22 protein-coding genes and 1 riboswitch are annotated in these 22216 nt (G+C 52.8%); of the genes, 19 read left to right on the forward strand and 3 right to left on the reverse strand.

The window, feature by feature from the left end; all coding sequences use genetic code 11:
- Positions 1 to 48: 48 nt before the first annotated feature.
- Positions 49 to 1065 carry a HAMP domain-containing sensor histidine kinase gene (locus PSTEL_RS10795; RefSeq protein WP_245625128.1) on the reverse strand — a complete coding sequence of 339 codons (1017 nt, stop codon included), beginning with the start codon at positions 1063 to 1065 and terminating at the stop codon, positions 49 to 51.
- Positions 1066 to 1124: 59 nt separating this feature from the next.
- Positions 1125 to 1796 carry a response regulator transcription factor gene (locus PSTEL_RS10800; RefSeq protein ID WP_038695227.1) on the reverse strand — a complete coding sequence of 224 codons (672 nt, stop codon included), beginning with the start codon at positions 1794 to 1796 and terminating at the stop codon, positions 1125 to 1127.
- 239 nt (positions 1797 to 2035) lie between these two features.
- Between PSTEL_RS10800 and PSTEL_RS10805 the strand changes: the two genes are divergently transcribed.
- From PSTEL_RS10805 to mnhG, 14 genes are all read left to right on the forward strand, one after another.
- On the forward strand, positions 2036 to 2704 hold the full coding sequence (locus PSTEL_RS10805) for a 4'-phosphopantetheinyl transferase family protein (protein ID WP_245625129.1): 669 nt from the start codon (positions 2036 to 2038) through the stop codon (positions 2702 to 2704).
- Between the two features lie 210 nt (positions 2705 to 2914).
- A complete protein-coding gene (locus tag PSTEL_RS10810; protein ID WP_052098361.1) occupies positions 2915 to 4150 on the forward strand; it encodes an MFS transporter in 1236 nt (411 codons plus the stop codon).
- A gap of 199 nt (positions 4151 to 4349) precedes the next feature.
- A complete protein-coding gene (locus PSTEL_RS10815; protein ID WP_038695231.1) occupies positions 4350 to 5534 on the forward strand; it encodes an amidohydrolase in 1185 nt (394 codons plus the stop codon).
- Entirely contained in the window at positions 5531 to 6028 is a 498-nt protein-coding gene (locus PSTEL_RS10820) for a DinB family protein (RefSeq protein ID WP_038695233.1), read from the forward strand. The genes PSTEL_RS10815 and PSTEL_RS10820 overlap by 4 nt, the downstream gene beginning before the upstream one ends.
- 179 nt (positions 6029 to 6207) lie before the next feature.
- Entirely contained in the window at positions 6208 to 7068 is an 861-nt protein-coding gene (locus PSTEL_RS10825; RefSeq protein ID WP_038695234.1) for a protein phosphatase 2C domain-containing protein, read from the forward strand.
- Between the two features lie 213 nt (positions 7069 to 7281).
- Complete coding sequence (locus tag PSTEL_RS10830; RefSeq protein ID WP_038695236.1) at positions 7282 to 8211, forward strand: tryptophan--tRNA ligase; 930 nt, start codon at positions 7282 to 7284, stop codon at positions 8209 to 8211.
- A gap of 302 nt (positions 8212 to 8513) precedes the next feature.
- Entirely contained in the window at positions 8514 to 8837 is a 324-nt protein-coding gene (locus PSTEL_RS10835; protein ID WP_038695238.1) for an iron-sulfur cluster biosynthesis family protein, read from the forward strand.
- Positions 8838 to 9099: 262 nt separating this feature from the next.
- On the forward strand, positions 9100 to 9753 hold the full coding sequence (locus PSTEL_RS10840) for a universal stress protein (RefSeq protein ID WP_052098362.1): 654 nt from the start codon (positions 9100 to 9102) through the stop codon (positions 9751 to 9753).
- A gap of 19 nt (positions 9754 to 9772) precedes the next feature.
- Positions 9773 to 12652, forward strand: a complete 2880-nt coding sequence (locus PSTEL_RS10845) for a Na+/H+ antiporter subunit A (RefSeq protein ID WP_038695242.1) — start codon at positions 9773 to 9775, stop codon at positions 12650 to 12652.
- Positions 12652 to 12993 (forward strand): Na(+)/H(+) antiporter subunit C, encoded by a 342-nt coding sequence (locus tag PSTEL_RS10850; RefSeq protein WP_038695244.1) that lies wholly within the window; start codon positions 12652 to 12654, stop codon positions 12991 to 12993. The genes PSTEL_RS10845 and PSTEL_RS10850 overlap by 1 nt, the downstream gene beginning before the upstream one ends.
- Positions 12990 to 14465 carry a Na+/H+ antiporter subunit D gene (locus PSTEL_RS10855; RefSeq protein WP_038695246.1) on the forward strand — a complete coding sequence of 492 codons (1476 nt, stop codon included), beginning with the start codon at positions 12990 to 12992 and terminating at the stop codon, positions 14463 to 14465. The genes PSTEL_RS10850 and PSTEL_RS10855 overlap by 4 nt, the downstream gene beginning before the upstream one ends.
- Positions 14466 to 14471: 6 nt before the next feature.
- On the forward strand, positions 14472 to 14951 hold the full coding sequence (locus tag PSTEL_RS10860; RefSeq protein ID WP_038695248.1) for a Na+/H+ antiporter subunit E: 480 nt from the start codon (positions 14472 to 14474) through the stop codon (positions 14949 to 14951).
- Complete coding sequence (locus PSTEL_RS10865) at positions 14948 to 15241, forward strand: Na(+)/H(+) antiporter subunit F1 (RefSeq protein ID WP_038695250.1); 294 nt, start codon at positions 14948 to 14950, stop codon at positions 15239 to 15241. The genes PSTEL_RS10860 and PSTEL_RS10865 overlap by 4 nt, the downstream gene beginning before the upstream one ends.
- Positions 15225 to 15611 carry a monovalent cation/H(+) antiporter subunit G gene (gene mnhG, locus PSTEL_RS10870; protein ID WP_038695252.1) on the forward strand — a complete coding sequence of 129 codons (387 nt, stop codon included), beginning with the start codon at positions 15225 to 15227 and terminating at the stop codon, positions 15609 to 15611. Before PSTEL_RS10865 ends, mnhG begins: the two co-directional genes overlap by 17 nt.
- A gap of 145 nt (positions 15612 to 15756) precedes the next feature.
- Here mnhG and PSTEL_RS10875 read toward each other — a convergent pair whose 3' ends face one another.
- The gene (locus tag PSTEL_RS10875; protein ID WP_156995846.1) at positions 15757 to 15921 is read right to left on the reverse strand and encodes a hypothetical protein; all 165 of its coding nucleotides are present in this window, start codon (positions 15919 to 15921) and stop codon (positions 15757 to 15759) included.
- 156 nt (positions 15922 to 16077) lie between these two features.
- Positions 16078 to 16222, reverse strand: a riboswitch (cyclic di-AMP (ydaO/yuaA leader).
- A 464-nt stretch (positions 16223 to 16686) separates the two neighbouring features.
- Between PSTEL_RS10875 and PSTEL_RS10880 the strand changes: the two genes are divergently transcribed.
- The 5 genes from PSTEL_RS10880 (at position 16687) to PSTEL_RS10900 (ending at position 22216) form a co-directional block, all read left to right on the forward strand.
- A complete protein-coding gene (locus PSTEL_RS10880; protein ID WP_038695256.1) occupies positions 16687 to 17367 on the forward strand; it encodes an HAD family hydrolase in 681 nt (226 codons plus the stop codon).
- Between the two features lie 73 nt (positions 17368 to 17440).
- Positions 17441 to 18673, forward strand: coding sequence for a mannitol-1-phosphate 5-dehydrogenase (locus PSTEL_RS10885; RefSeq protein WP_052098363.1), 1233 nt, complete (start codon positions 17441 to 17443; stop codon positions 18671 to 18673).
- A 228-nt stretch (positions 18674 to 18901) separates the two neighbouring features.
- Complete coding sequence (locus tag PSTEL_RS10890) at positions 18902 to 19135, forward strand: ferredoxin (RefSeq protein WP_038695258.1); 234 nt, start codon at positions 18902 to 18904, stop codon at positions 19133 to 19135.
- Between the two features lie 344 nt (positions 19136 to 19479).
- A complete protein-coding gene (gene nifB, locus PSTEL_RS10895; RefSeq protein ID WP_038695261.1) occupies positions 19480 to 20805 on the forward strand; it encodes a nitrogenase cofactor biosynthesis protein NifB in 1326 nt (441 codons plus the stop codon).
- Positions 20806 to 20863: 58 nt separating this feature from the next.
- Positions 20864 to 22216, forward strand: coding sequence for a nitrogenase component 1 (locus PSTEL_RS10900; protein ID WP_038695263.1), 1353 nt, complete (start codon positions 20864 to 20866; stop codon positions 22214 to 22216).

Genomic DNA, 22216 nt, shown 5'->3' on the forward strand with positions numbered 1-22216 from the left:
GAAAAAGCTCTGAAAAAACCTCGCGGTTCTTTCAAAGCTCTGTTTGGGTTATTTTGAGGTTTCAGACGGCAGTGTGATGATAAATGCGGTTGCCTGGTCAGGTTCGCTTTGGTCAGGTTCACTCTCGCAGACAATCGTCCCGCCATGCAGGCTCACGATTTGCTGCACAATAGTTAGGCCGAGACCGTTGCCCGCCGCCGAGTGGGACGTGTCTGCCTGATAGAATTTATCGAAGATTCTGGGGACGGCCTCCGGATCGATCCCGCTTCCAGTGTTGCGGAACACCATTTCCAGCAATCCAGCGGGTCGCTTCATCTCTATGGTAATCGTTCCATGTTCAGGTGTGAACTTGATCGCATTATCCAGCAGATTAAGCCAGACCTGATTGAGCAGCTCCTTGCTGCCGGACAGGGAATAATCATAAAGATTGAGCTCGAGGTCCAGATGTTTTTTCTCTATTTTGGCAGCTAACAGCAGTACGCACTGGCGAATCTGCTCTCCGACATTAACCATTTGCTTATCCGTCAGAATCGTCTGTGTCTCAATCTTCGACAGCTCCAGCACATTTGAGGCCAGCGAGGCGAGTCTGGCGGATTCCTCTATGACGATATCGAGGTATTCGTCCCGTTCTTCCCTGGAGAGATCATCGTGTTTCAGGATTTCGGCAAAACCTTTGATTGAGACGATGGGCGTCTTGAATTCGTGGGAGAAATTGTTCACAAAGTCGGTGCGTAAAATCTCGATGCCGCCGAGCTCCTCAGCCATCCGGTTAAAGTTCTCGGACAGAATCCGGTATTCGGGAGGACTCTTCAAATACAGTCGCGTGGAAAAGTCGCCGGCAGCCAGCTGCTTGGTTGCTTCAATAAATTCGCGGATGGACTTAACCATTCTTCGGCTGGCAAAGCCGGATATCGTGGTCCCGATCAGAATGCAGGATATCAAAATAATGATAGGCAGTACGATTCCGCCTTTGGCGATCTCATCATTGATCAGTCCGAAAAAATGCGCCAGAAAAAACAGTACGCCGGTAATCACGACGGTAACGAGGAAAATAAAGAAAACCATCAGTGAAAATAAGACTGACAGGGTGATTTTTGCTCTGATCCATACGCCCAGTCTGCGCATCAATGCCGCACCGCCTTATATCCGAGACCGCGGACGGACACCAGCTCGAACTCGGGATACCCTTCGAACCGTTTCCGCAGGCGATTGATATGCACATTGACCGTAGTATCCGTGCTTTCACTTTCCATCCCCCAGATTTCGTCCATCAGCTGGATGCGGGTGAAGATGCGGTCCGGATAGGACAGCAGCTTGTACAGCAGGTAGAATTCTTTTTGCGGAAGGGTCTGTTTCTCCTCGCCGCGCGTAACCGTCAAAGCATCGTAATCCAGTACCAGCTTGCCTACAACCAGCTTCCGGGCACTGGCAATCTGGGAACGGCGGAGCAGGGCCTGAATCCGGAGCAGCATCTCCTCGGTATCAATTGGCTTGGTCATATAATCGTCGGTCCCGAGGCGGAAGCCCTTCTTCTTATCCTCCGGAAGATGCTTGGCTGTAGCCATCAGAATCGGAATCACGCTGCCGGCATCCCGAAGCTCCTTGGCGAACTCGTACCCGTCCATGTTCGGCATCATAATATCAAGGATGATGAGGTCGATATGCTGCTGTTCGAGCACGTCCATTGCCCGGATGCCGTCTTCAGCGGTGGACACCTGGTATCCCTCGCGTTTCAGCACGGCTTCAAGCAGTCTTCTGGCATGCCGGTCATCTTCCACAACTAGAATATGGATCATTGGCTTCACTCCAGTGGTTTGATCGTTTAATACACAAGATCAGCGCATTTAGCCTTATCATAACCACCATGAAGAGGATTAGGCAAGAAATGTACGGAGTTATGCCAGCCAGCAAGAAAAAATCATCCTCGAGGACGATATGCCGGTTCGCTTCCAGTATTTACAATTGATTTTAGTACCAATACAGAAAGGAACTACACTACGCGATGAAAATCTATGCCGTAAATATTTCCGATGCCATGGACAGTGAAGTTTTCTACTCCTTACTACAGCAGGTTTCTCCTGAGAAAAGGCAGCGGATCGACCGGTTCATCAGACGAGAGGACGCAACTCGGACCTTGATTGCCGATGTTTTGGTACGCTCCATCATCTGCAATCAGTATGGCGTACATAACAAAGAGATTAACTTCTCGCATAATGACTACGGCAAGCCTTTCGTCCGATCTTTGCCATCACTACATTTCAACGTCTCACACTCTGGTGATTGGGTCGTTTGCGCCGTGGACACGGCTTTTGTCGGAATCGATATCGAACAAATAAAGCCCATTGATATGGATTTGGCACAACGTTTTTTTGCACAACAGGAATATGATGATTTAATGCAGCGGTATCCTGATGAACGAATTATTTATTTTTATGATTTATGGACGTTGAAGGAGAGTTACATTAAAGCGCTAGGAAAAGGCTTGTCTATCCCGCTGAATTCTTTTGCGATCCGCAGGCGGAGCGATGGCTGCGGTTTCTCCATTCAAGGGGAGTCCGGCCCCGCGGTTTATTTCAAGCAGTATGATATTGACCGGGATTATAAATTATCCGTGTGCGGAACTTCAAGTGAATTTCCGGGCAACATCATTCTCCAAGATGCTGAACAAATTAACCAGGCGTTAGCAATATCCTCCTCAAGATAGGTTTCATCGAAAAAACAGCCAAACATTGAATACGAACAGGGGAGCACTCCTTTCTCGTTGTTTTGACTTCGAGAGCATGGGGAGGTGCTCCTTTTTTTGTGGAACGAATGCATTTGCTCATTGACTTCTAAAGAAATCCGGGATAGAATCACGGAGTGGTTCAGTAATTTAGTAAATTAGTAAATTAGTAAAACAAATGAGGTGGAGAAGATGGAAATTCGTGCTAATTTACAACATAAGCTCGTGATCAAGCTGGTTCGAACAATTATTTGTTCTCGGGTGCTTCTGCAGTTGGGTATTTGGATTCGTAATTATGCCGTACTTCTGTATGTTACCGATTTGACAAATAACAATCCGGTTTATGTATCCCTGATTTCGGTTGCGGAATTTGCTCCGATCTTTCTATTCGGTCTTATAGGCGGGACCTTTGCAGACCGATGGCGGCCGAAGCGTACGATGGTATGGAGCGATCTGCTGTCTGCCTTGTCGGTCGTGGCAGTGCTGCTTGCTGTTATGAACGGTGGGTGGATTGCTCTTCTTGCCGGATCATTTGCATCCGCCAGCCTGTCTCAATTTTCTCAGCCTTCAGCCATGAAACTATACAAGCGGCATGTGCCGATGGAACAGCTGCAGAGCGTGATGGCGATGTCCCAAACTCTTGTTGCTGTATTTACGGTCCTGGGTCCGGTTATCGGTACGTTTATTTTCATGCAGTTTGGAATAAATGTATCCCTGATCCTGACCGCAATCTTGTTCCTTGGGTCTTCATTTATACTGTCATCGCTCCCAAGTGATGCCGAGGAAGCAGCATCCGGAGGTGCAGGAAGCTTCATGAAGGAGTTGGCGTCCGGGCTGCGATATGTCGGTTCCAATAAAGCTTTAAGAACGCTCAGTATGACTTTCGCAGCCGTCGGTCTGGCATCAGGCGTGACCCAGCCGCTTCAGATTTTCATCGTCATCGAGAAATTGGGGCTTAACAAACAATTCCTGCAATGGCTCGTGATGGCCAATGGGGCAGCTATGCTGGTAGGCGGAATAGTGGTCATGGGGATAGCCAAGAAGGTGAAGCCGCAGCTCCTGCTTATGATAGGACTGCTTGTCGCTGCCGTGTGCACAATTGGAATAGGCGCATCCTCCAATCTATGGATTACAATCATCTTTTTGGTGATCAGCGGTCTGTTTTACCCTTGTATTCAAGGCGGAATCCAGACACTTATTGTGCGGAACACGGAAGGGGCGTTTATTGGCCGGGTATCTGGGGCGATCACGCCAGTGTTTATGGGGATGATGGTAATTGGCATGCTCATCTCCGGCTATATGAAAGAAACATTTTCACTGTTTGCCGTATACCTGCTGAGCGGTGGATTGATTCTTGCCGGTGCACTTTTGCTAACCCCGCTTACAATTGAGAAAAGAACGAAAGCCGGGAGAGGCCGAGCCGCATAACGGATGGGAGAATTTTCATTTTATTAGTGAAACTCCTTGTCGGCTAAGGGGTGTGTGTATTAATATGTTATAAAACATATAAAACCAATCGGTAAAATTGAAATTAGTTTCTTCCTTATGTTCTGCCGCTCCTATGAGCTGTTGGGCAAAGTTTTTGCGGAAGTAAAGACCTGAAGAGTAAAACCAGGGAGATGAGGGTATGAGCAAAGTGACGAAGCGAAGGGATGTCGCCGGGCTGGCGGAGCGTTTGTCAGCAATCCGGCAGGAGCTGCATCGTTACCCGGAGCTGTCGGGCGAGGAATTCGAGACGACGAGGAGAATCAAGGGCTGGCTGGAGGAGGCAGGCATCACCATTGCCTCGTACCCGCTGCGAACGGGAGTCGTTGCGGAGATCGGGGGCAAGCTTGGCGGACCGGTCATTGCACTGCGGGCGGATATCGACGCTCTTCCCATACAGGAGGAGACGCATCTGCCGTTCGCTTCGTCCGTTCCGGGAAAAATGCATGCATGCGGCCATGACTTTCACACCGCCGCGATTCTCGGCGCCGCCTACCTGCTGAAGGAGCGCGAGGACGAGCTGCAGGGCACTGTTCGGCTGTTGTTTCAGCCGGCGGAGGAGAAGGGGATCGGCGCCGGTCAGATCATTGAGAGCGGCGCATTTGAAGGAGTCCGCGCGGTGCTGGGTCTGCATAACAAGCCGGATCTGCCGGTCGGCACGATCGGCATTACAGGTGGACCGCTTATGGCGGCGGCGGACGGCTTCAAGGTCGAGGTGAAGGGCAAAGGCTCGCATGCTGCCGTTCCCGATGCCGGTCTTGATCCGATTGTGGCGGCGGCGCATATTATCACAGCGGTTCAGTCGATTGTCAGCCGCAATGTCAGCGCGCATGACAGAGCTGTCGTCAGTGTGACCAAGCTGAGCGGCGGGACGGCATTGAACGTTATCCCGGAATATGCGGTGCTGGAAGGCACGATCCGCACCTTCGATGAGGGAGTACGCGCCCATGTGCTGGAGCGGTTCGAGCAGGTGGCCGTCGGCGTGGCCGCCGCGCTTGGAACAAGCGCAAGCGTGCATTGCAGCGTGGGGCCGCCACCGGTCGCCAACGATCAAGTCCTGGCGGAGCTGGCCTGGGAAGAAGCCGAACGGCTGGGACTGGAACCCGTGGTTCCGGTACCGTCCCTGGCGAGCGAGGATTTTGCCGTGTACCAGAAGGAGGTGCCAGGGCTGTTCGTCTTCTTCGGGACCTCGGGACCGCAGGAGTGGCATCATCCGGCCTTCGAGCTGGATGAGCGCGCGCTGCCGCTGGCAGCGGACTTTTTCGCTAACCTTGCGTTCAGAACGCTGAACAACGAATCCAATATGATCGGGAGGAATTTGAAATGAGCAACATCGACATTCAAGCCTATCTGGATACACATCGCCTGCTGGTTCAGGCTGTCGACGGATTGAGCGAGGAAGAGCTGAAATGGAAGGAAAGCCCAGTCAAATGGAGTGTCACCGAGGTGCTTGCCCATCTGATCGACCACAATATTGTCGTCTCCTTCCGGATTCGCGACATATTGGCAGACACCAAGGCTCAGCTCCCGGCATTCGAACAGGATAAATGGGTTGCCGGGCAGCGTGCTAACGAGAGCAGTGCAGACAACATTTTGGACGCTTTTCAGGCACTGCTTAGCTATAACGGTATTTTGTTCGGCAGACTGACCGATGCGGAGCTGGACAAGAGCGGCATTAACATCAAGGGTGAGACGGTACGGGTTCGTGATATTATCGCCGGATTTACCAAGCATGTGAACACGCACCTTGCCCAGATTGAACGAATTAAGCAGGCTTTCGGCAATCAGCTGGCTTCAGCCGCTGCCGAGCCGCAGCAATAGAGATATCAACTGATAGCAAAGCCGGTTCCGGCGAACCTGCATAGATGTGGTCAGCAACCGGATCAATCGCTTCAACCCACATTGAGTCCAATTGTTAATTCGGAACATCGGGGTTCTCTTCTCTGACACTTCCCTATTATAATCAAGAGCAGGAAGCAGCCAGAGAGGAGCCGATCAGGATGGAACTACAAACGATATCTGTTCAGGGAAGCGGCATTTGGAATGAGGATGCGCTTATTGTACATAAGGCGGCGCAGCTGTACGGGGTGGCGGATGGCGCGACGTCGCTGTTGCCCTTTCGCGGACCTGGAGGAGAGACCGGCGGGAGAATGGCTTCACAGCTCCTCAAAAGTTATTTCGAGGGGATTGGCCCTGAGGATGAGCGGAATCTGGAGCAATTGCTCCAGGAAGCAAACCGGCTTCTCGGTGAAGAGATGGTAGAAAGTGGGATTCAGGTGGACGAGAAGGATCAGCTCTGGACATCGGGCGCCGCCATCGTGCGGATCAGGGAGCATTATATTGAATATGTCCAGTCCGGCGACTGTATGATCATGGCTGCTTATGCAGACGGCAGCATCCGTGCTGTAACGAGGGATCATGTGGCTCAGATCGATCAGGAAGCGAAGATGATCTGGAAGCAGGCTGTTCACCGGGGAATACAGTCGAGAGATGAACTGTGGGAGCTTGTGAAGCCGCTGATTGTGCAAAATAAAGCCCGAATGAATACGGATCGCGGGTACTCCGTGCTGAATGGCAGGCCGGAAGCGGAGCATTTTATCGAGTATGGCAAAATCAACCGGATCCAGCTGACAGGCCTGCTCCTGCATACGGACGGTCTCTATTATCCTGAAGAGGAGAACGGGGACGAGGCGATCCCCGCCCGGGAAATGCTGATGAAGAAGATCGCCGATTTCGGGCTTGAAGCCTATGCCGACTGGCTGATAGGGACCGAGAACGACGATCCGGAATGCATCCGGTATCCGCGCTTTAAGAAGTCCGATGATAAGTCCGGAATTTATGTGAGCAGGATGAATGAATAACCTGAACGAGGAGTGTCTTCCACTCGGACAAGCAGTCCCATTCTAGAAGATAACCGATGCCGATCTCTATCCGGACTTTCAAGCCGGGCAGGGGCGGCTTTTTTTACTGATATACCTTGACATTAATATACATTCAATTCAATTCAATATGAATAGAAATATAATCCATATTTTTCTAAAGCAATAATCTTAAGCAAGGAGTTGTAATATCGGATGAAGCCTATCCTATTAACAGGAATCAGAGCAACCGGACTTCCCCATATCGGGAACTACTACGGTTCGATCAAGCCATTATTGAGAATGCAGGAGGAATACCGGATTTTTCAATTGATTGCCGATTTGCATGCGGTTCCGCATGTAAGGGACGGGGCATTGCTGAACGATCATGTTCGTTCCATTACCGCTTGCTATTTATCCTGCGGACTGGATGTTCAACAATCCGTTCTATGGAGACAGTCTCAGATTCAGGAGATGGCTTGGGTGTCGCTAATCTTAATGTCCTTGATCTCGGTGAATGAGCTTGATGCTGAAATGAAACTGATCGCTAACCAAGATATCGACATGCTTAGCGGCATTTATCCGGTATTAATGGCTGCGGATACGCTCATGATGGGGGCGGACCTTGTCTTTGCCGGAAGGGATCATGAGACCGGGCTGGATTTTGTCAGTCAACTGTCTCAAAGATTCAACTCCATGTACGGAAATATTTTTACAGTGCCAAGCCCGTATTTCCCTGATCTGAACCAAATGGTTCGCGGACTGGATGGCCGGAAAATGTCAAAATCCTTCAATAACACGATTTCCTTATTGGATTCGGAGGATGATCTGTATCAAAAAATTGTGCGCATTAAAGGCGCCGATGAGGCGGAGAGCCTTCGCATAATCGCGGACTTGCGAGCTCTGACGGATGCACATCCATCGGACAACGTTGCGAATCTGAAAGAAGCGAAGCAGCTGTTGTTCGAGGAATTAAACCGTGAACTGAAGCCGATTCGTCAGAAATATGCAGAATGGATCGGTCAACCGGATGCTCTGGACCGCATTTTGCAGGATGGGGCAGCTGCCGCAAGGGAGCAGGCGAACAAGAGGATAAGTCTCCTTATGAATAATGTGGGGCTGTACAGCAGCACTCGCAGCAAATAGCCAGACCATCATGTAACTCATGAGAAACTCATGAGAGACTGCGATCATCGGAGTTGGGCGGAAGCGAGAACTTTATTACCTCTCTATAGATACAACAATAAGCCAGGACGCTTGCAGCATTCCGATGCCGCAGGCGTTTTGGTGCAGCAAAAAGAGAGGAAGAGCTTGACAATTTCTTTGAAATTGTGTATAAATAAATTGTACACAATATAATTTATAAAAATAAAAGACCATCGATGATCAAGATCGTCCTGACTTCGAACTGTACATGTGAAACGGACCATTAGAGAGGAGAGCTCAACATGAGAGTGGAATACGATGTCCTTACCGGAGAGAAATTGCGTCAAAGTCTGAAATCTGCACCGGCGTATATCAAGCTGGTTAACGAAGCGGAGGGATGCTCTGCGGGAGGCGTGTTTACTCTTCATCTGCTGAGCGAGCCTTCACCTACCGATGTGCGGGTTGAATCCCCCGATTTCGATTTTCTGGTGGACCGGCAGGAGCAGATTCTATTCGATGATGTAATGAGACTTCAAGCTGACGAGACCTTCCCAAGCTACCGGCTCAGCAGCGATTCGATGCTCTTCAGCAACCATGTTGTGGTTAAGGATAAGAGACCAGCTTAATCCCTTATAAAATGATAAGGAGCGGGCAGTGCCGATTCAGGCACTGCCCGCTGTGCGTTCCGGCATAAGCTTCATGCCGACATTCCGGCGTTTGTCTCTCTGCTGATCCGCCGGAATGCAATCGGCATGACGGACCTTTACAATCCATGTTCCAATCGGTATAATAACCTAGAATTGTATATGGGATTAAGAGGAGGAGCCTGCCACCAGCGGGCTCTTTTTGTTTTATTATATGGAAATAATAGGAAGGGGCGATGTCGGGATGTCAAGTGTCTCTGACAACGAGAGCATCTCTGGTAAGGAAAGTATTATGGTATGTGTCCACTATGGACCACATGGGCAGCGGCTGATTCAAAGAGGAGCGCGGCTGGCAGCGCTTATCGGTGCACCGTTGTGTGTGCTCACGGTCGATACAATGGGGGAGAATGAATACAACTCCGATAAGGAGATGTTCCTTGCCGGATGGGAGAATCAGACACGGGAAGCCGGCGGTGAATTTCTGGTCAGGAAATGCCAAGGGCGGAAAACGGCGGACGTCATCGCCGACACTGCAAAGGAAAGAGGGATTACCCAAATTGTGCTTGGGCAATCCAGCCAGACGCTGTGGCAGGAAATTACGCGCGGCAGCTTCATTAATGAGCTGATGGAGCGGATCGGAGCGATCGACCTGCATATTGTGGCTGTTCAGCGTTACCCCGATATGCTGGAGGAGACGCATGAGGAGGGATTCACGGCTTACCTCGTGAAGCGGGGAGAGCATTATGAGCTCAGCGACAGCCCGGACGGAGATAAACCGCTTAAAGGCGTGTTTTTCCGTCAGCTGCATACCGACTTTAATACCGGGCTGTTCAAGATAGTGAATAACGGGAACACTCAATATTTGAGAATCATTCAGAACGAGTGGGTGAATAACTAGTCGAAAGGAGTTCGGGTTCGTGCTGCATTTAGCTGTACTGCTTCCTTTTTTAGCTGCTGGATTGATGATTCCGCTGACCCGGCGTCTGCCGCGTCTGCACACGGGCTGGGTGGCACTGCCCGTCCCGGCGGCGCTGTTTCTATACTTTGCGGCCAGGCTTCCCGATATCCGTAAAGGCGAGCCGTTGTCGGCAACGATCCGCTGGATGCCGTCGCTCGGAATCGACCTGAGCTTTGTGCTCGACGGTCTCAGCATGGTGTTCGCGCTGTTAATCAGCGGGATCGGGATTCTCGTTGTAATCTACTCCATTCATTATCTGGATAGAGGAACAGAGAACATCCGGAATTTCTATGTGTATTTGCTGCTGTTTATGGGAGCGATGCTGGGCGTTGTTCTGTCAGACAATTTGATGGTACTTTACGGATTCTGGGAGCTGACCAGCATTGCTTCGTTCCTGCTGATCGCTTTCTGGAACCGCAGGGAGAGATCCCGCTACGGGGCGCTGAAATCGATGCTGATCACCGTCTTCGGTGGACTCGCCATGTTCGGCGGCTTCAATCTGCTGTATGTCATGAGCGGGACTTACAGCATCCGGGAGATTATCTTACAGGTGCAGACGATCAGTCCGGAACCAATGTTCATCCCGGCGATGCTGCTCATTCTGCTGGGAGCCTTCACGAAATCGGCGCAATTCCCGTTCCATATCTGGCTGCCGGATGCGATGGAGGCGCCGACCCCGGTCAGCGCGTATTTGCATTCGGCGACGATGGTCAAGGCGGGCCTCTATTTGGTGGCCCGGCTTACTCCCGTCTTCGGCGGGCACGCGCAGTGGTTCTGGCTGGTGTCGCTGACGGGCCTCGCGACGCTTCTCTACGGCTCGTTCAAAGCGACCCGGCAGACCGATCTGAAAGCTCTTCTGGCCTACTCGACGATCAGCCAGCTTGGACTCATCATGTGTCTGCTCGGCCTGGGCTCCGCCGCCTTCTTCTTCCGTGGAGACGTGGGGGCGATCGCCTACACCGCTGCTGCATCGGCCGCGGTGTTCCATCTGATCAACCATGCGGTCTTCAAAGGCTCGCTCTTCATGGCAGTAGGCATTGTCGACCATGAGACCGGCACCCGCGACATACGCAAGCTCGGCGGCCTGATGTCTCTCATGCCCGTTACGTTCACCGTATCGGTTATCGGTTCATTCTCGATGGCGGGATTGCCGCCGTTCGCCGGATTCTTAAGCAAGGAGATGTTCCTTGCCGCCGTTCTGCATATCCGGGAGCTGGACATTCTGAACGTTCAGGTCTGGATGCTGGCGTTCCCCGTCATCGCATGGATTGCCAGCGTTCTGACCTTCGTGTACAGCATGATTCTCGTATTCGGGACGTTCGGCGGGAAGCTGCGGAGAGAAGAGCTGCCCAAGGCTCCGCATGAAGCTTCGCCCGGCCTCTATCTGCCTCCCGTCATCCTGGTCTCGCTTGCGCTTGTCTTCGGATTTGCGCCCAATTTGCTGTCGCATTCGCTGATCGAACCTGCCATGCTGTCCATATACCGGGGACTTGGCGATGAGCTGATTCCGTCCGGGGAAGCCTTTGGTGTCTCCATTCATTTCTGGCATGGCTGGACGCCGGAGCTGTTCCTGACTCTTGGAATCATCGCCGCCGGGATCTTGCTGTTCCGGGGTTACCGCCGTCTGCGACTGTTGAATAAGGAGTCCGGCGGGCGGAATTATCTGAGCCGACTATACGATATCTCGCTTAAGGGAATGGAGTCCGGCTCGGCCCGGCTGACCGATCTCTATATGACCGGTTCCCGGCGGCATTATCTTCTATATATATTTGGATTTTTCATTCTGGCGCTTGGGGGAACGCTTCTGTTGAAGCCGGGTCTGTCGTTTGGGCTGAAGACGTATGCGCCGGTGTCTTTTTATGAATATGTCATCATCGCCGTTATGCTGGGAGCCGCAGTTGCCGTACCTTTTGCCAAATCCCGAGTCGCCGCCATTCTGCTCTCCGGAGCTGTCGGCTACATGGTCACACTGCTGTTCGTGCTCTTCCGGGCACCCGATCTTGCTCTGACGCAAATGATGGTCGAGACGGTGTCCGTTATCCTGTTCCTGCTATGCTTCCGGTATCTGCCGAAGCTGAAGCCCGAGAGGGTGAAGGCAAGGGTGAAGACGATCAATTGGATTATTTCGGGTGGGGTTGGACTGATTATGACGTTCGTCGCCCTCGCAGCCATGGGAAGCAGCCCGTTCGAGCCGATTTCGGAGTTTTTTCTGAAGATGAGCTATTCCCAGGCGGGCGGCAAAAATGTCGTCAACGTCATCCTCGTCGACTTCCGCGGCTTCGATACCTTGTTCGAGATCATGGTGCTGGGCATCGCGTCGCTTGCCGTCTACGGATTGATCCGCCTGCGGCTTGAGCCCGGAGATTCCGCTTCCAGAAGCCTTCGGCCTGCGCTCTTAAGCAAAGCGGACTTCCCGGCCAGGAGCAATGATGTCATTCTGCGCACGATGAGCAGCGTCATTGTCTATCTGATTTTGGCGTTTGCCTTGTACTTGTTCTTTGCGGGGCATAATCATCCAGGCGGAGGCTTTATCGCGGGGCTGATGACTTCGGCGGCCCTGATTCTGCTCGGATTTGTGAACGGACTGGATACGCTGCGCAAGGCGCTGCCCGTAAATTACCGCATTGTAACGGCGGCCGGGCTAGTGATCGCTATTCTGACTTCCGCCGGCTCTTTTGCTTTCGGTGCGCCGTTTCTGAGCCATGCCTTCGGCCATTTCGAACTGCCGCTGCTGGGCGATACGGAACTGGCCACCGCCGTTCTGTTCGACCTTGGCGTGTATTTGGCGGTCGTCGGGGTGACGATGAATATGATCACAACGATAGGGAGGGATCGATAATGGAGCTGGTTATGGCCGTGGCTGTCGGTATTCTGTTCATGCTCGGCGTCTATCTCATCCTGTCCAAAAGCCTGCTGCGCGTCATCCTGGGCACCTCCCTGTTAACGCATGGCGTGCATCTGCTGCTGCTGACGATGGCTGGACTGAAGCGGGGCGCGCCACCGTTGCTAGGCGGGGAAGCGGATGCTTACGTCGATCCGGTGCCGCAGGCGCTGATCCTGACCTCGATTGTCATCAGCTTTGGTGTCACCGCGTTTTTCCTGGTTCTGGCCTATCGGGCTCACCAGACGGCCCCGGAGGATGACGGAGGCGGAGCAAGAGAAGGAGGGGAGATGCCATGAGCAATCTGCTTATCATGCCTGTCCTGATCCCGCTCTGCGCCGCCGTTCTTCTAATCTTCTTGAAGGAGAATCAGCGCGCGCAGCGGCTGGTTGCCGCGTGTGCTTCGATTCTGAGTCTTGCCGCAGCGCTTATTCTGATCAGCAGGATTCACCGGCACGGCATTCAAACGCTGCATATGGGTGGATGGGCCCCGCCCTTTGGCATTGTGTTCGTCGGCGATATGCTGGCCGGACTGCTCGTATTGACGACAGCGTTGACGGCAGCCGCCGTCCTGCTATATTCGTTCTTTACTATAGGTCCCGAGCGGGAGCGAAACTATTATTACGTGTTCTTTCATTTTCTGCTGGTCGGTGTGAACGGTTCGTTTCTGACCGGCGATATCTTCAATCTGTTCGTCTTCTTCGAGGTGCTGCTGATTTCGTCCTACGCCTTGATTTCGCTCGGCGGAACCAGAGCGCAGCTTCGGGAGACGGTGAAATACCTCTTGATCAACATCGTGTCTTCGACGCTGTTCGTAGCTGCGGTCGCCTACCTGTATGCTGCAGTCGGCACGCTCAATATGGCCCAGCTCTCGCAGCGCATCGCCGAGACGGGTCAGGGAGGCGTGCTGAATGTAATTGCCCTGCTCTTTCTGATCGTATTCTCGCTGAAGGCGGGATTGTTCCTGTTCTTCTGGCTTCCGGAATCGTATAGCGCGCCGCCGCTGGCTGTAAGGGCGCTGTTCGGGGCGCTGCTGACCAAGGTGGGACTGTATGCCGTTCTCCGGACGTTCACGCTGATCTTCGCTTATGATCCTGGATTCACGCACCCTTGGATTGCAGTCATGGGTGCGGCAGCCATGATTCTCGGGGGCGTGGGGGCGATAGCCTATACCGACATCCCCCGCATCCTGAACTACAATGTCATCATCAGCGTTGGCTTTGTCGCTCTGGGACTCGCGGCGGCGACTCCCGATGCGCTTGACGGGGCGGTGTTCTATCTGATGCATGATATGCTGTCCAAGGGGCTGATGTACATGCTGGGCGGCATCATCATTATGCTGGCAGGGAGCGAGAAGCTGGGGGATATGGGAGGCATGCTCCGCCGTTACCCCCTGATCGGCTGGATGTTCTTGGTGCTCGCGCTCGCAGTAGCGGGCATTCCTCCGCTCAGCGGTTTCGCGGGCAAGGTGCTGATCATAAGAGGCGCATTTGAGCATGGGATGCTGACGCTGTCTCTGATTGGTCTGGCTTCAAGCTTACTCGTTCTGTATTCGCTGATCAAAATCTTTATGCTGGCCTTCTGGAGAAGCGAGCCTGCAAGAGAATATCCGAAGGTTCGGGCGAAAGGAGCAACTGCCGCTGCGGCGGGCCTGCTCGCGATTGTTATCGCGATGGGCATAGGCTCGGAGATCGTGTATGAGTATGTAGCGGAAGCCGGAGCGGTAATGGCCCATCCACAGGCTTATATTGAAGCTGTGTTGAAGGAGTAGATGATCATGGCCTATCAGATTGGATTAAATGTATTGATTGCAGTCTTATGGATGGTCCTGAATGACAACTGGACGGGAGGGGGCTTGACCGTCGGGTATGTGATCGGGGCAGCTCTGCTGTTTCTTTTTCGCAAATTCGGGAATCAGCCCTTTTATCTCAAACGGGTCTGGGCGGTTGTGAAGCTGCTGGGCATTTTTTCGAGAGAGCTGGTCAAGTCGGGTGTTGCGGTGATCCGGAATATTGTGCGTCCGAAGCTGGACATTTCACCGGGCATCTTCGCCTATGAGACCAAGCTTACTACCGATTGGGAAATTACGATATTATCCTGTCTGATCTGCCTGACGCCGGGTACGCTGACACTCGAAGTATCGGGAGACAAACGGATGCTGTACATTCATGCCATGGATATTCAGGATGCCGGTTATCTGTGCGAGGACATCCGAAACACGTTTGAACAAGCGATAGCGGAGGTGACGGCGGCATGAAGGATATCGTGCTGAACATATCGATGGGCGTGCTTGCGCTCTCAATCCTGGCCTGCCTGTACCGGCTGCTGAAGGGTCCGACGCCTTCCGACCGGATCGCCGCGCTGGATACAATCGGTATTCTGCTGCTGTCCATGATCGCCATTCTGGGCATTCTGCTTGGCACAAAGGATTTTATCGGGATCGCGCTTGTCATCGGCATTTTGACGTTTATCGGAACGGCAGCTTTGGCGAGATATATCGAAAGGGGTGCTGTAATTGAGCCTGGAGACGATGAAGAACGCAGGTGAGCTGCTGGCAGCGGTTCTGGTGCTGGTCGGAGCAGTTATCTGCGGAATCAGCGCATTCGGACTGGTGCGTCTGCCGGATGTCTATCTGCGGTCCCATGCGGCGACCAAAAGTGCGACGCTTGGTGTGGTCGGTGTGCTGGCAGGTGCCTTTATCCTTGACTGGATCTCGTCCGGAACGGCGAGCTTCAAGCTGCTGCTTGTGATTGGTTTTGTCTTTATTACCTCTCCTGTAGCCGGACATCTCAATGGCAGAGCGGCCTACCGGTCGGGAGTTCCGCTGTGGGAGAACAGTGTGCGCGATGAGTTGAAGCCCGTGCTTGCTCAAGCCGAACCAGAACAGACAGCGGCGGCGGAGAGGGACCAAAGGTAACGGGTATCGGAGTTACGTAAGAACAGTCGAAGTTACTGGGGACAGTCATTGTGAACTAAGGGGGATTGTAAAAATCCCGAAGGGGAATGAAACGTCTCTCCTTCGGGATTATGCGACAGGTTATAAATGAATCCAGGTTATATCGTTACAGAAATTCTCCCTCGTCCGGGTTGACCAGCTTTCGAAGGATTTCATCCTGATCATCCCACCCGGTAAGCGGGAGATCCTCGTCGAGGATCCGGTATGCCGGAATGTCCTTGTTCCTGGACCGCTCTTCATTGTTGAGTCCGTTCAGGACCGCTTGATTCATGTCTTTCTGGCAATATGCTTGTGCTTGCAGCATCTCCATCACTCCTTCGCTCATCGTTTGGGGTTGTGAGGAAGCCATATCAATGCCATCGAAACGTCAGAGTGGGGGAACAAAAAAAGACCCTTAACAAGGGTCTCTGGTTTATTAACCGCATAAAAATAGACCCATCCACTGCTGACGGGGTTAGCTGACGGACTCGGGTAAGATGGTACCCTACACTCCAGAAGGAGTGATTCGCCCCAATTGATTGGTTCCCCCGCTTCTCAGATTGAAATATCTGAAAATTAAGCGTAATTCAAGTATAATCGATCCTCTTTCAAAAAGTCAAAGCTTTCTTGGAATTTATTTACCATACTGAGGGGCCATGCTCCATCCAGCCATCCTTTATGGCCAACTGGTTAAAATTTAAACCATTTGTAAGGGGTTTCAAACATGTTTCGATTAAAAAAATAAAAAAAATTAAAAATGTGCGGAAGCCCCGATCGGGAATAACCCGGATTCTTGGGGTGATCCAGTCCGGGCGGATTACAACAGAATCCAGGGCTGGCAGGGTTTTGAGGCCGCTATGAGACCGCTTCGTATTTTCAGCTCGAAGTCTTTGATGGCGCTTTCCAGAGAGCGAAAAGGAAATGTATGGGGAGTCTGTTGGAACCGGTATCATAGTGCCTGGCGCCGCCGGGCGCTCTTGACTCTTTCAAAACGGGTTTGTTAAGGTTTTTTACAGAACAGCACGTTCAGCACACCAAATACGAGGAGATGACCAATTTGATCAAAGCACTCATATTTGACTTCGACGGAACGATTATCGATACCGAGACAGCATGGTATACAGCCTTTAACGAAGCTTACCGGAAGCATGGCGTAGAGCTGACGCTTGAACAGTACTCTACGTGCATCGGAACAAGCCTGAACAGCTTTAACCCCTATGAATATTTAATGACGGATCTCAACCTTCCCATCGACAAGGAGGCGTTCCGGATTTCCGTTCAGGGCAGACATCGCGAGCTGATGGAGCTTCAGAAGATGCGGCCCGGTATTAAGCGTTATCTGGAAGCGGGCAAGGCAACCGGACTCAAGATCGGTCTTGCATCGAGTTCCTCTGCCGAATGGGTGGAGACTTATTTGAACCAGCTTGGCATCCGCGACTATTTTGACTGCATCCGGACCTCGGATCATGTCAAGCGGGTGAAACCCGACCCCGAACTGTATCTCCAGGCCCTGTCCTGCCTCGGCGTATCGCCTGAGGAAGCGGTGGCGATCGAAGATTCCCCTAACGGGGCGCGTGCGGCTGCGGCTGCAGGAATGAAATGCGTCGTTACGCCGAACGAAATCACGAGCTTCCTTACGTTTGACACCCCGCATCACAGGATTGAAAGCCTGGACCTTCTCGAATTTGACCATGTGATTACCCGCCGGTGCTTCCAGGAACCCGGACTGCAGGTATAACCAAACTACAGACTACAGATTGCACTAGCCACGTCTCAGAGGCGCCATCCTAAAACCAAAGGGGGACACCATATTGAGAGCCGTACATTTTGGAGCGGGCAATATTGGCAGAGGGCTAATCGGGCCGATTCTGTCCGACTCCGGATACGAAGTGTGTTTTGTTGCCAGAAATGAGAGACAGGTCAACCAGCTTAGGGAACGGGGCCATTATCCCGTCACGCTGGCCAATGACAATCGGGACCGCTTCACAGTGGATAATGTGACCGCCATTCGCCTCAGCGACACCGAGGAAGTGGCGGAGGCCATCGCCGGAGCGGAGCTAGTCACTACGGCGGTGGGCATCACCGCTCTCAAGGACATCGCGGAGACCATCGCCCGGGGCATTGAGCTGCGATTGAGCAGGGAGGGGATGAAGGTCAAGCCCCTGCATGTGATGGCCTGTGAGAATGGCATCGGAAGCGGCCAGCAGCTCAAAAGATCGGTCTACCGCCATATGAACAAGCCGCTTAGAGAGCTGGCGGAGCGGTGCGTCGCTTTTCCGAATGTTATGGTGGACCGGATCGTTCCTGTCCAGAAGAATAAAGACCCGCTGGAGGTTCTGGTCGAGCCCTATAGCGAGTGGGTCATTCCCCGCAGCGGCCTGATCGGCGGCGATCCCGAGCTGAAAGGAGCCCGCTACGTCGAATCTCTCGACCCCTATCTTGAGCGGAAGCTGTTCACCATGAATACAGGACACTGCTGCGCCGCCTATTTCGGCTTTTTGGAAGGCTGGCCCACTGTACAGAAAGCGATGTCGGACCCCGGTGTCCGGCAACGCGTGTATGGAGTGCTCAAAGAGACGGGGAAGGTGCTCATTCGCAAGCACGGGTTCGACCCTGCCGTCCATGAACGGTACATCAATAAGACGATGGCAAGATTCTCCAACCCCAATTTTTCCGATAAAATCACACGTGTCGCCCGTTCCCCGCTTCGCAAGCTGTCGCCCAATGACCGTCTGGTTAAGCCCGCTCTGCTGGCTTATGAGTACGGGCTGGATACTCCAAATCTGATCTCGGCTATCGCATCGGCCCTGTTCTTTGATCATCCCGGCGATCCGGAGGCTTTGTCCCTTCAGGAATCGCTCCGCACAACGGGCATACATGCCGTCATTGAAGACAGACTGGGCCTTGTGTCCAGCCATCCGCTTCACAGCATGATCGCAGCTTCCTTCGAGAGCATTGCTATGAGCTATCCCCATATGGCGGGCAGCTCTTATACAGCTTTGACCCCAAACGTGTTTGACCCGTCATCAGCCGAAAGCCAGTAAAGTGCCGGGAGAATGCAAGCCGCCATCAAGCAGATTCCAGACTCTGATTTTCACATGTCAGATAAAATGACATTTAGAGTGCGGGTGTTGGCGTGTTATTCTTGAAAATAGATAAAAATTGTGAAAATTGCGCAATGAGTTGATGCTGCTATAGCTTATGTCACATTCTTCTGCCATTCCCCTTTTTATAATAGGACTAACTTTGGATGAAAAAGAGGAGTGGAAATCATGAGCAAATATGTAAAGGTAAAGAAAGATTCCTGTATCGCGTGTGGAAGCTGCGGATCGGCAGCTCCGGAAATATTCGATTTTGACGATGACGGCCTGGCGGAAGTGATCTTTGAAGGCGACGGCAACAAAGGCGTAACCCTTATTGCAAGCGATCTGCTGGAAGAGCTTAACGATGCGATCGACAGCTGTCCGACCAGCTGCATCAAGACGGCTGCCGCACCTTTCGCCTGATTAAATTTTGCTTCAGCACGGTATTATCATTTGATAAGTAGTAACACCAGATCCTTCAAGGTCGTTCGGTTCCGGAGAGAAGCGGCGGCTTTGAAGGATTTTTTTGGCAGAAAACTGAAAGCCTTTTATTCGAAGTGTCTGTTCAATCAGTGTTAATAATACGTTAACTTATATAACATCATTTTCGACGGATTTTCCAAAATGCCTATGTGATGTCTTTTTCCTCATTGACCCTCCCGAATGATCGCATTATTCTGATGAAAATCAGCAATTATTTATTTAATGAGTTATAATTAGTTATATTTAGTGTTAACTAATATGACTTATCGGGAGGAGGAACCGTCATGTCGGATTCGGCTGTATTGAAGCATCCCTGTTACAGCGAACAGGCGCATCATCATTTTGCACGCATGCACGCAGCGGTGGCGCCCAAATGCAATATTCGCTGCAACTACTGCAACCCGAAGTTTGACTGTGTCAATGAAAGCCGGCCGGGCGTTGTCAGCCAGGTGCTGTCTCCGGAGGAGGCCGCTGACCAAGTAGTCTGGACGATGTCCCGTCTGCCCCAGCTGTCCGTTTTCGGAATTGCAGGCCCTGGTGATCCGCTGGCCAATGCCGATGCGGTATTCCGCACCTTCCGTCTGGTGTCGGAGCACGACCCTGATTTCCATCTATGCCTCAGTACGAACGGTTTGATGCTGCCCGATTATATCGAGCAAATCACCGAGCTCGGCATCCGTCATGTCACCGTCACAATGAATGCGGTGGATCCTGCAATCGGCGCTCGCGTCTATGAGAAGGTCTTCTATGACGGCGTGTTGTACAACGGGGAGGAAGCGGCCCGGCTGCTCATTAATCGGCAGTTGCTCGGCATTGAGATGCTTGCCAAAGCGGGCATTCTCTGCAAGGTGAACTCCGTGCACATCCCTGAAGTGAACGGGGAGCATTTGGCCGAGGTAACCCGAACGGTGAAGAAGCTTGGCGCTTTTAGCCATAATATTATGCCGCTGATCCTTTCGCCCGGCAGCTTCTATGCCAAGCAAGGCTACCGGGTGCCTACCGGTGAAGAATCGGCTGCTGTGCAGCAGGCATCGTCGGAGATTATGCCGGTCATGCGCCACTGCCGCCAGTGCCGGGCGGACGCTGTCGGCATGCTGGGCGACGATCTGAGCCAGGCTCCGGATCTGATCCAGAATGCGGTTCTGTTCGACAAGGCCGGAAGAGACGCGCATCAGGAGATGCTGGTCGCCCGGATGAACAAAAGCGTGGAGCTGGCCGAAGGAAGCTGGGATGGTGCTGTTAAGGTGGCCGTTGCGACCAGGGGGTCCGGCCAGATCAATCAGCATTTCGGACATGCACGCGAGTTTCTGATCTACGAGGCCCGGGAATCGGGTGAACATCGTCTCGTAGGCGTCCGCAAGGTGCAGGCATACTGCAACGGACTGGCGGATTGCGGCGAGGATGAAGGAGGCAGCGGAGTTCGAATATTTGCAGAGACGGTGCATATGCTCAAGGACTGCATCATGCTGCTCTGTTCCGGAATCGGAAAGGCTCCGGCCAGCAAGCTGAAGCATGCGGGTATTATGCCGATCGTCTGCAAAGGGGATATCGACAGTCAGCTTCGGGACAATGTCAAGTTCTATCATTATTTTGCGGGAGGATGCCGTTAAGAAGAGCGCTTAGTCAGATTGAAGACAATGGAATAGCTTGGTGAAAGGGGGATGCATAATGCCTAGAGGGAAGAATGCGCTGTTCGTGGAGCCGGATTGCGAACATAACGGTCAGGAGAAGAAAGGCTGCGTTCGTCCGGGACCGGGCGAAGTTTCGCGGGGCTGCCCCGTTGCCGGTTCGCTTGCCGCTCTTCTGCCAATCAGGGATGCGGCCCATCTGGTGCATGGAACATCCGCCTGTCTGGAGAGCGGATGGCTGGAGCCGGCTGATCGGGGTCATCATGGCGGTCTGGCGGGATATGGCTTCTCCACGTATTTGAATGACAGGGATATGGCGCTCGGCGGTGAAGGAAAGCTGTTGAAAGCAATCGGCTACATCGCCGAGAATTACAAGCCTCCCGCAATCTTCGTGTATGCGACTTGCATTACTGTACTCTCGATGGAGGATCTCGACGCTGTCTGCAGCGAGGCGGAGACCGCCTGGAATATACCCGTCATCCCGGTTCACAGTCCGGGCTTCAGCGGAAGCAGCGGAAATATGGGCCGGAGACTGGCGGGAGAAGCGCTGATGGACAGGGTGATCGGACAGGGGGTTGAAGAGCCGGGACATCCGGGTACTTATGACATTAATCTGATCGGCGAGTACGAGGGCGGAGAGGAAGGGGCGGATATGGAGGCGCTGCTTGCCAAAACCGGTATTCGGGTGCTGTCGCAGATTACCGGCGAGAACTCCTATTCGAGGGTAAGCCGCGCTCATCTGGCGAAGGTCAATATGGTCGTGTGCAGCCGTGCGATGATTACGCTCGCCAGACGGATGAAGGACCGGTACGACATTCCTTATTTCGAGGGTTCCTTCTACGGCGAGCGTGAGATCCGCTTCACAATCCGTCAGCTTGCTTTCCATTTCGGCGATGCGGAGCTGGAGAAGAAGCTCTACCGGTACATCCGCAAGGAAGAGGAGCGGCTTCGTTCCGAACTGGCAAATGTCCGCAGGGAGCTGAAGGGCAAATCGGTTGTGCTGTATACCGACGGAACCGAGAGCTGGAGATACTTGACTCTTCTGCAAGAGCTGGGTCTGAAGATTGCGGCAGTCGGCACCAACCGGAACACCCAGGAGGACATGTCCCGGATCCGGGAGAGACTTGAAGGCGGCACTGTCATCCTGAATGAATGCGGGGATGGCAAAATTCTTCAGACCTTCAGGGAGCGTCGTGGGGATCTGATGCTGGTCAGCGGAAGGAATGAGTACGTGCCGCTCAAAGAGAGAATTCCGTTTCTGAACCTGGCGCGGGACCGGCATCGCTCTTACGCCGGATATGCCGGCGTGCGCCGGCTTGCCGGTGATATCCTGGACACTCTGGAGCAGCCGGTATGGAAGCTTAGCGGCAAGAGTGCGCCTTGGGAGCGATGA

Source organism: Paenibacillus stellifer, from assembly GCF_000758685.1.
Lineage (GTDB): Bacteria > Bacillota > Bacilli > Paenibacillales > Paenibacillaceae > Paenibacillus_AQ > Paenibacillus_AQ stellifer.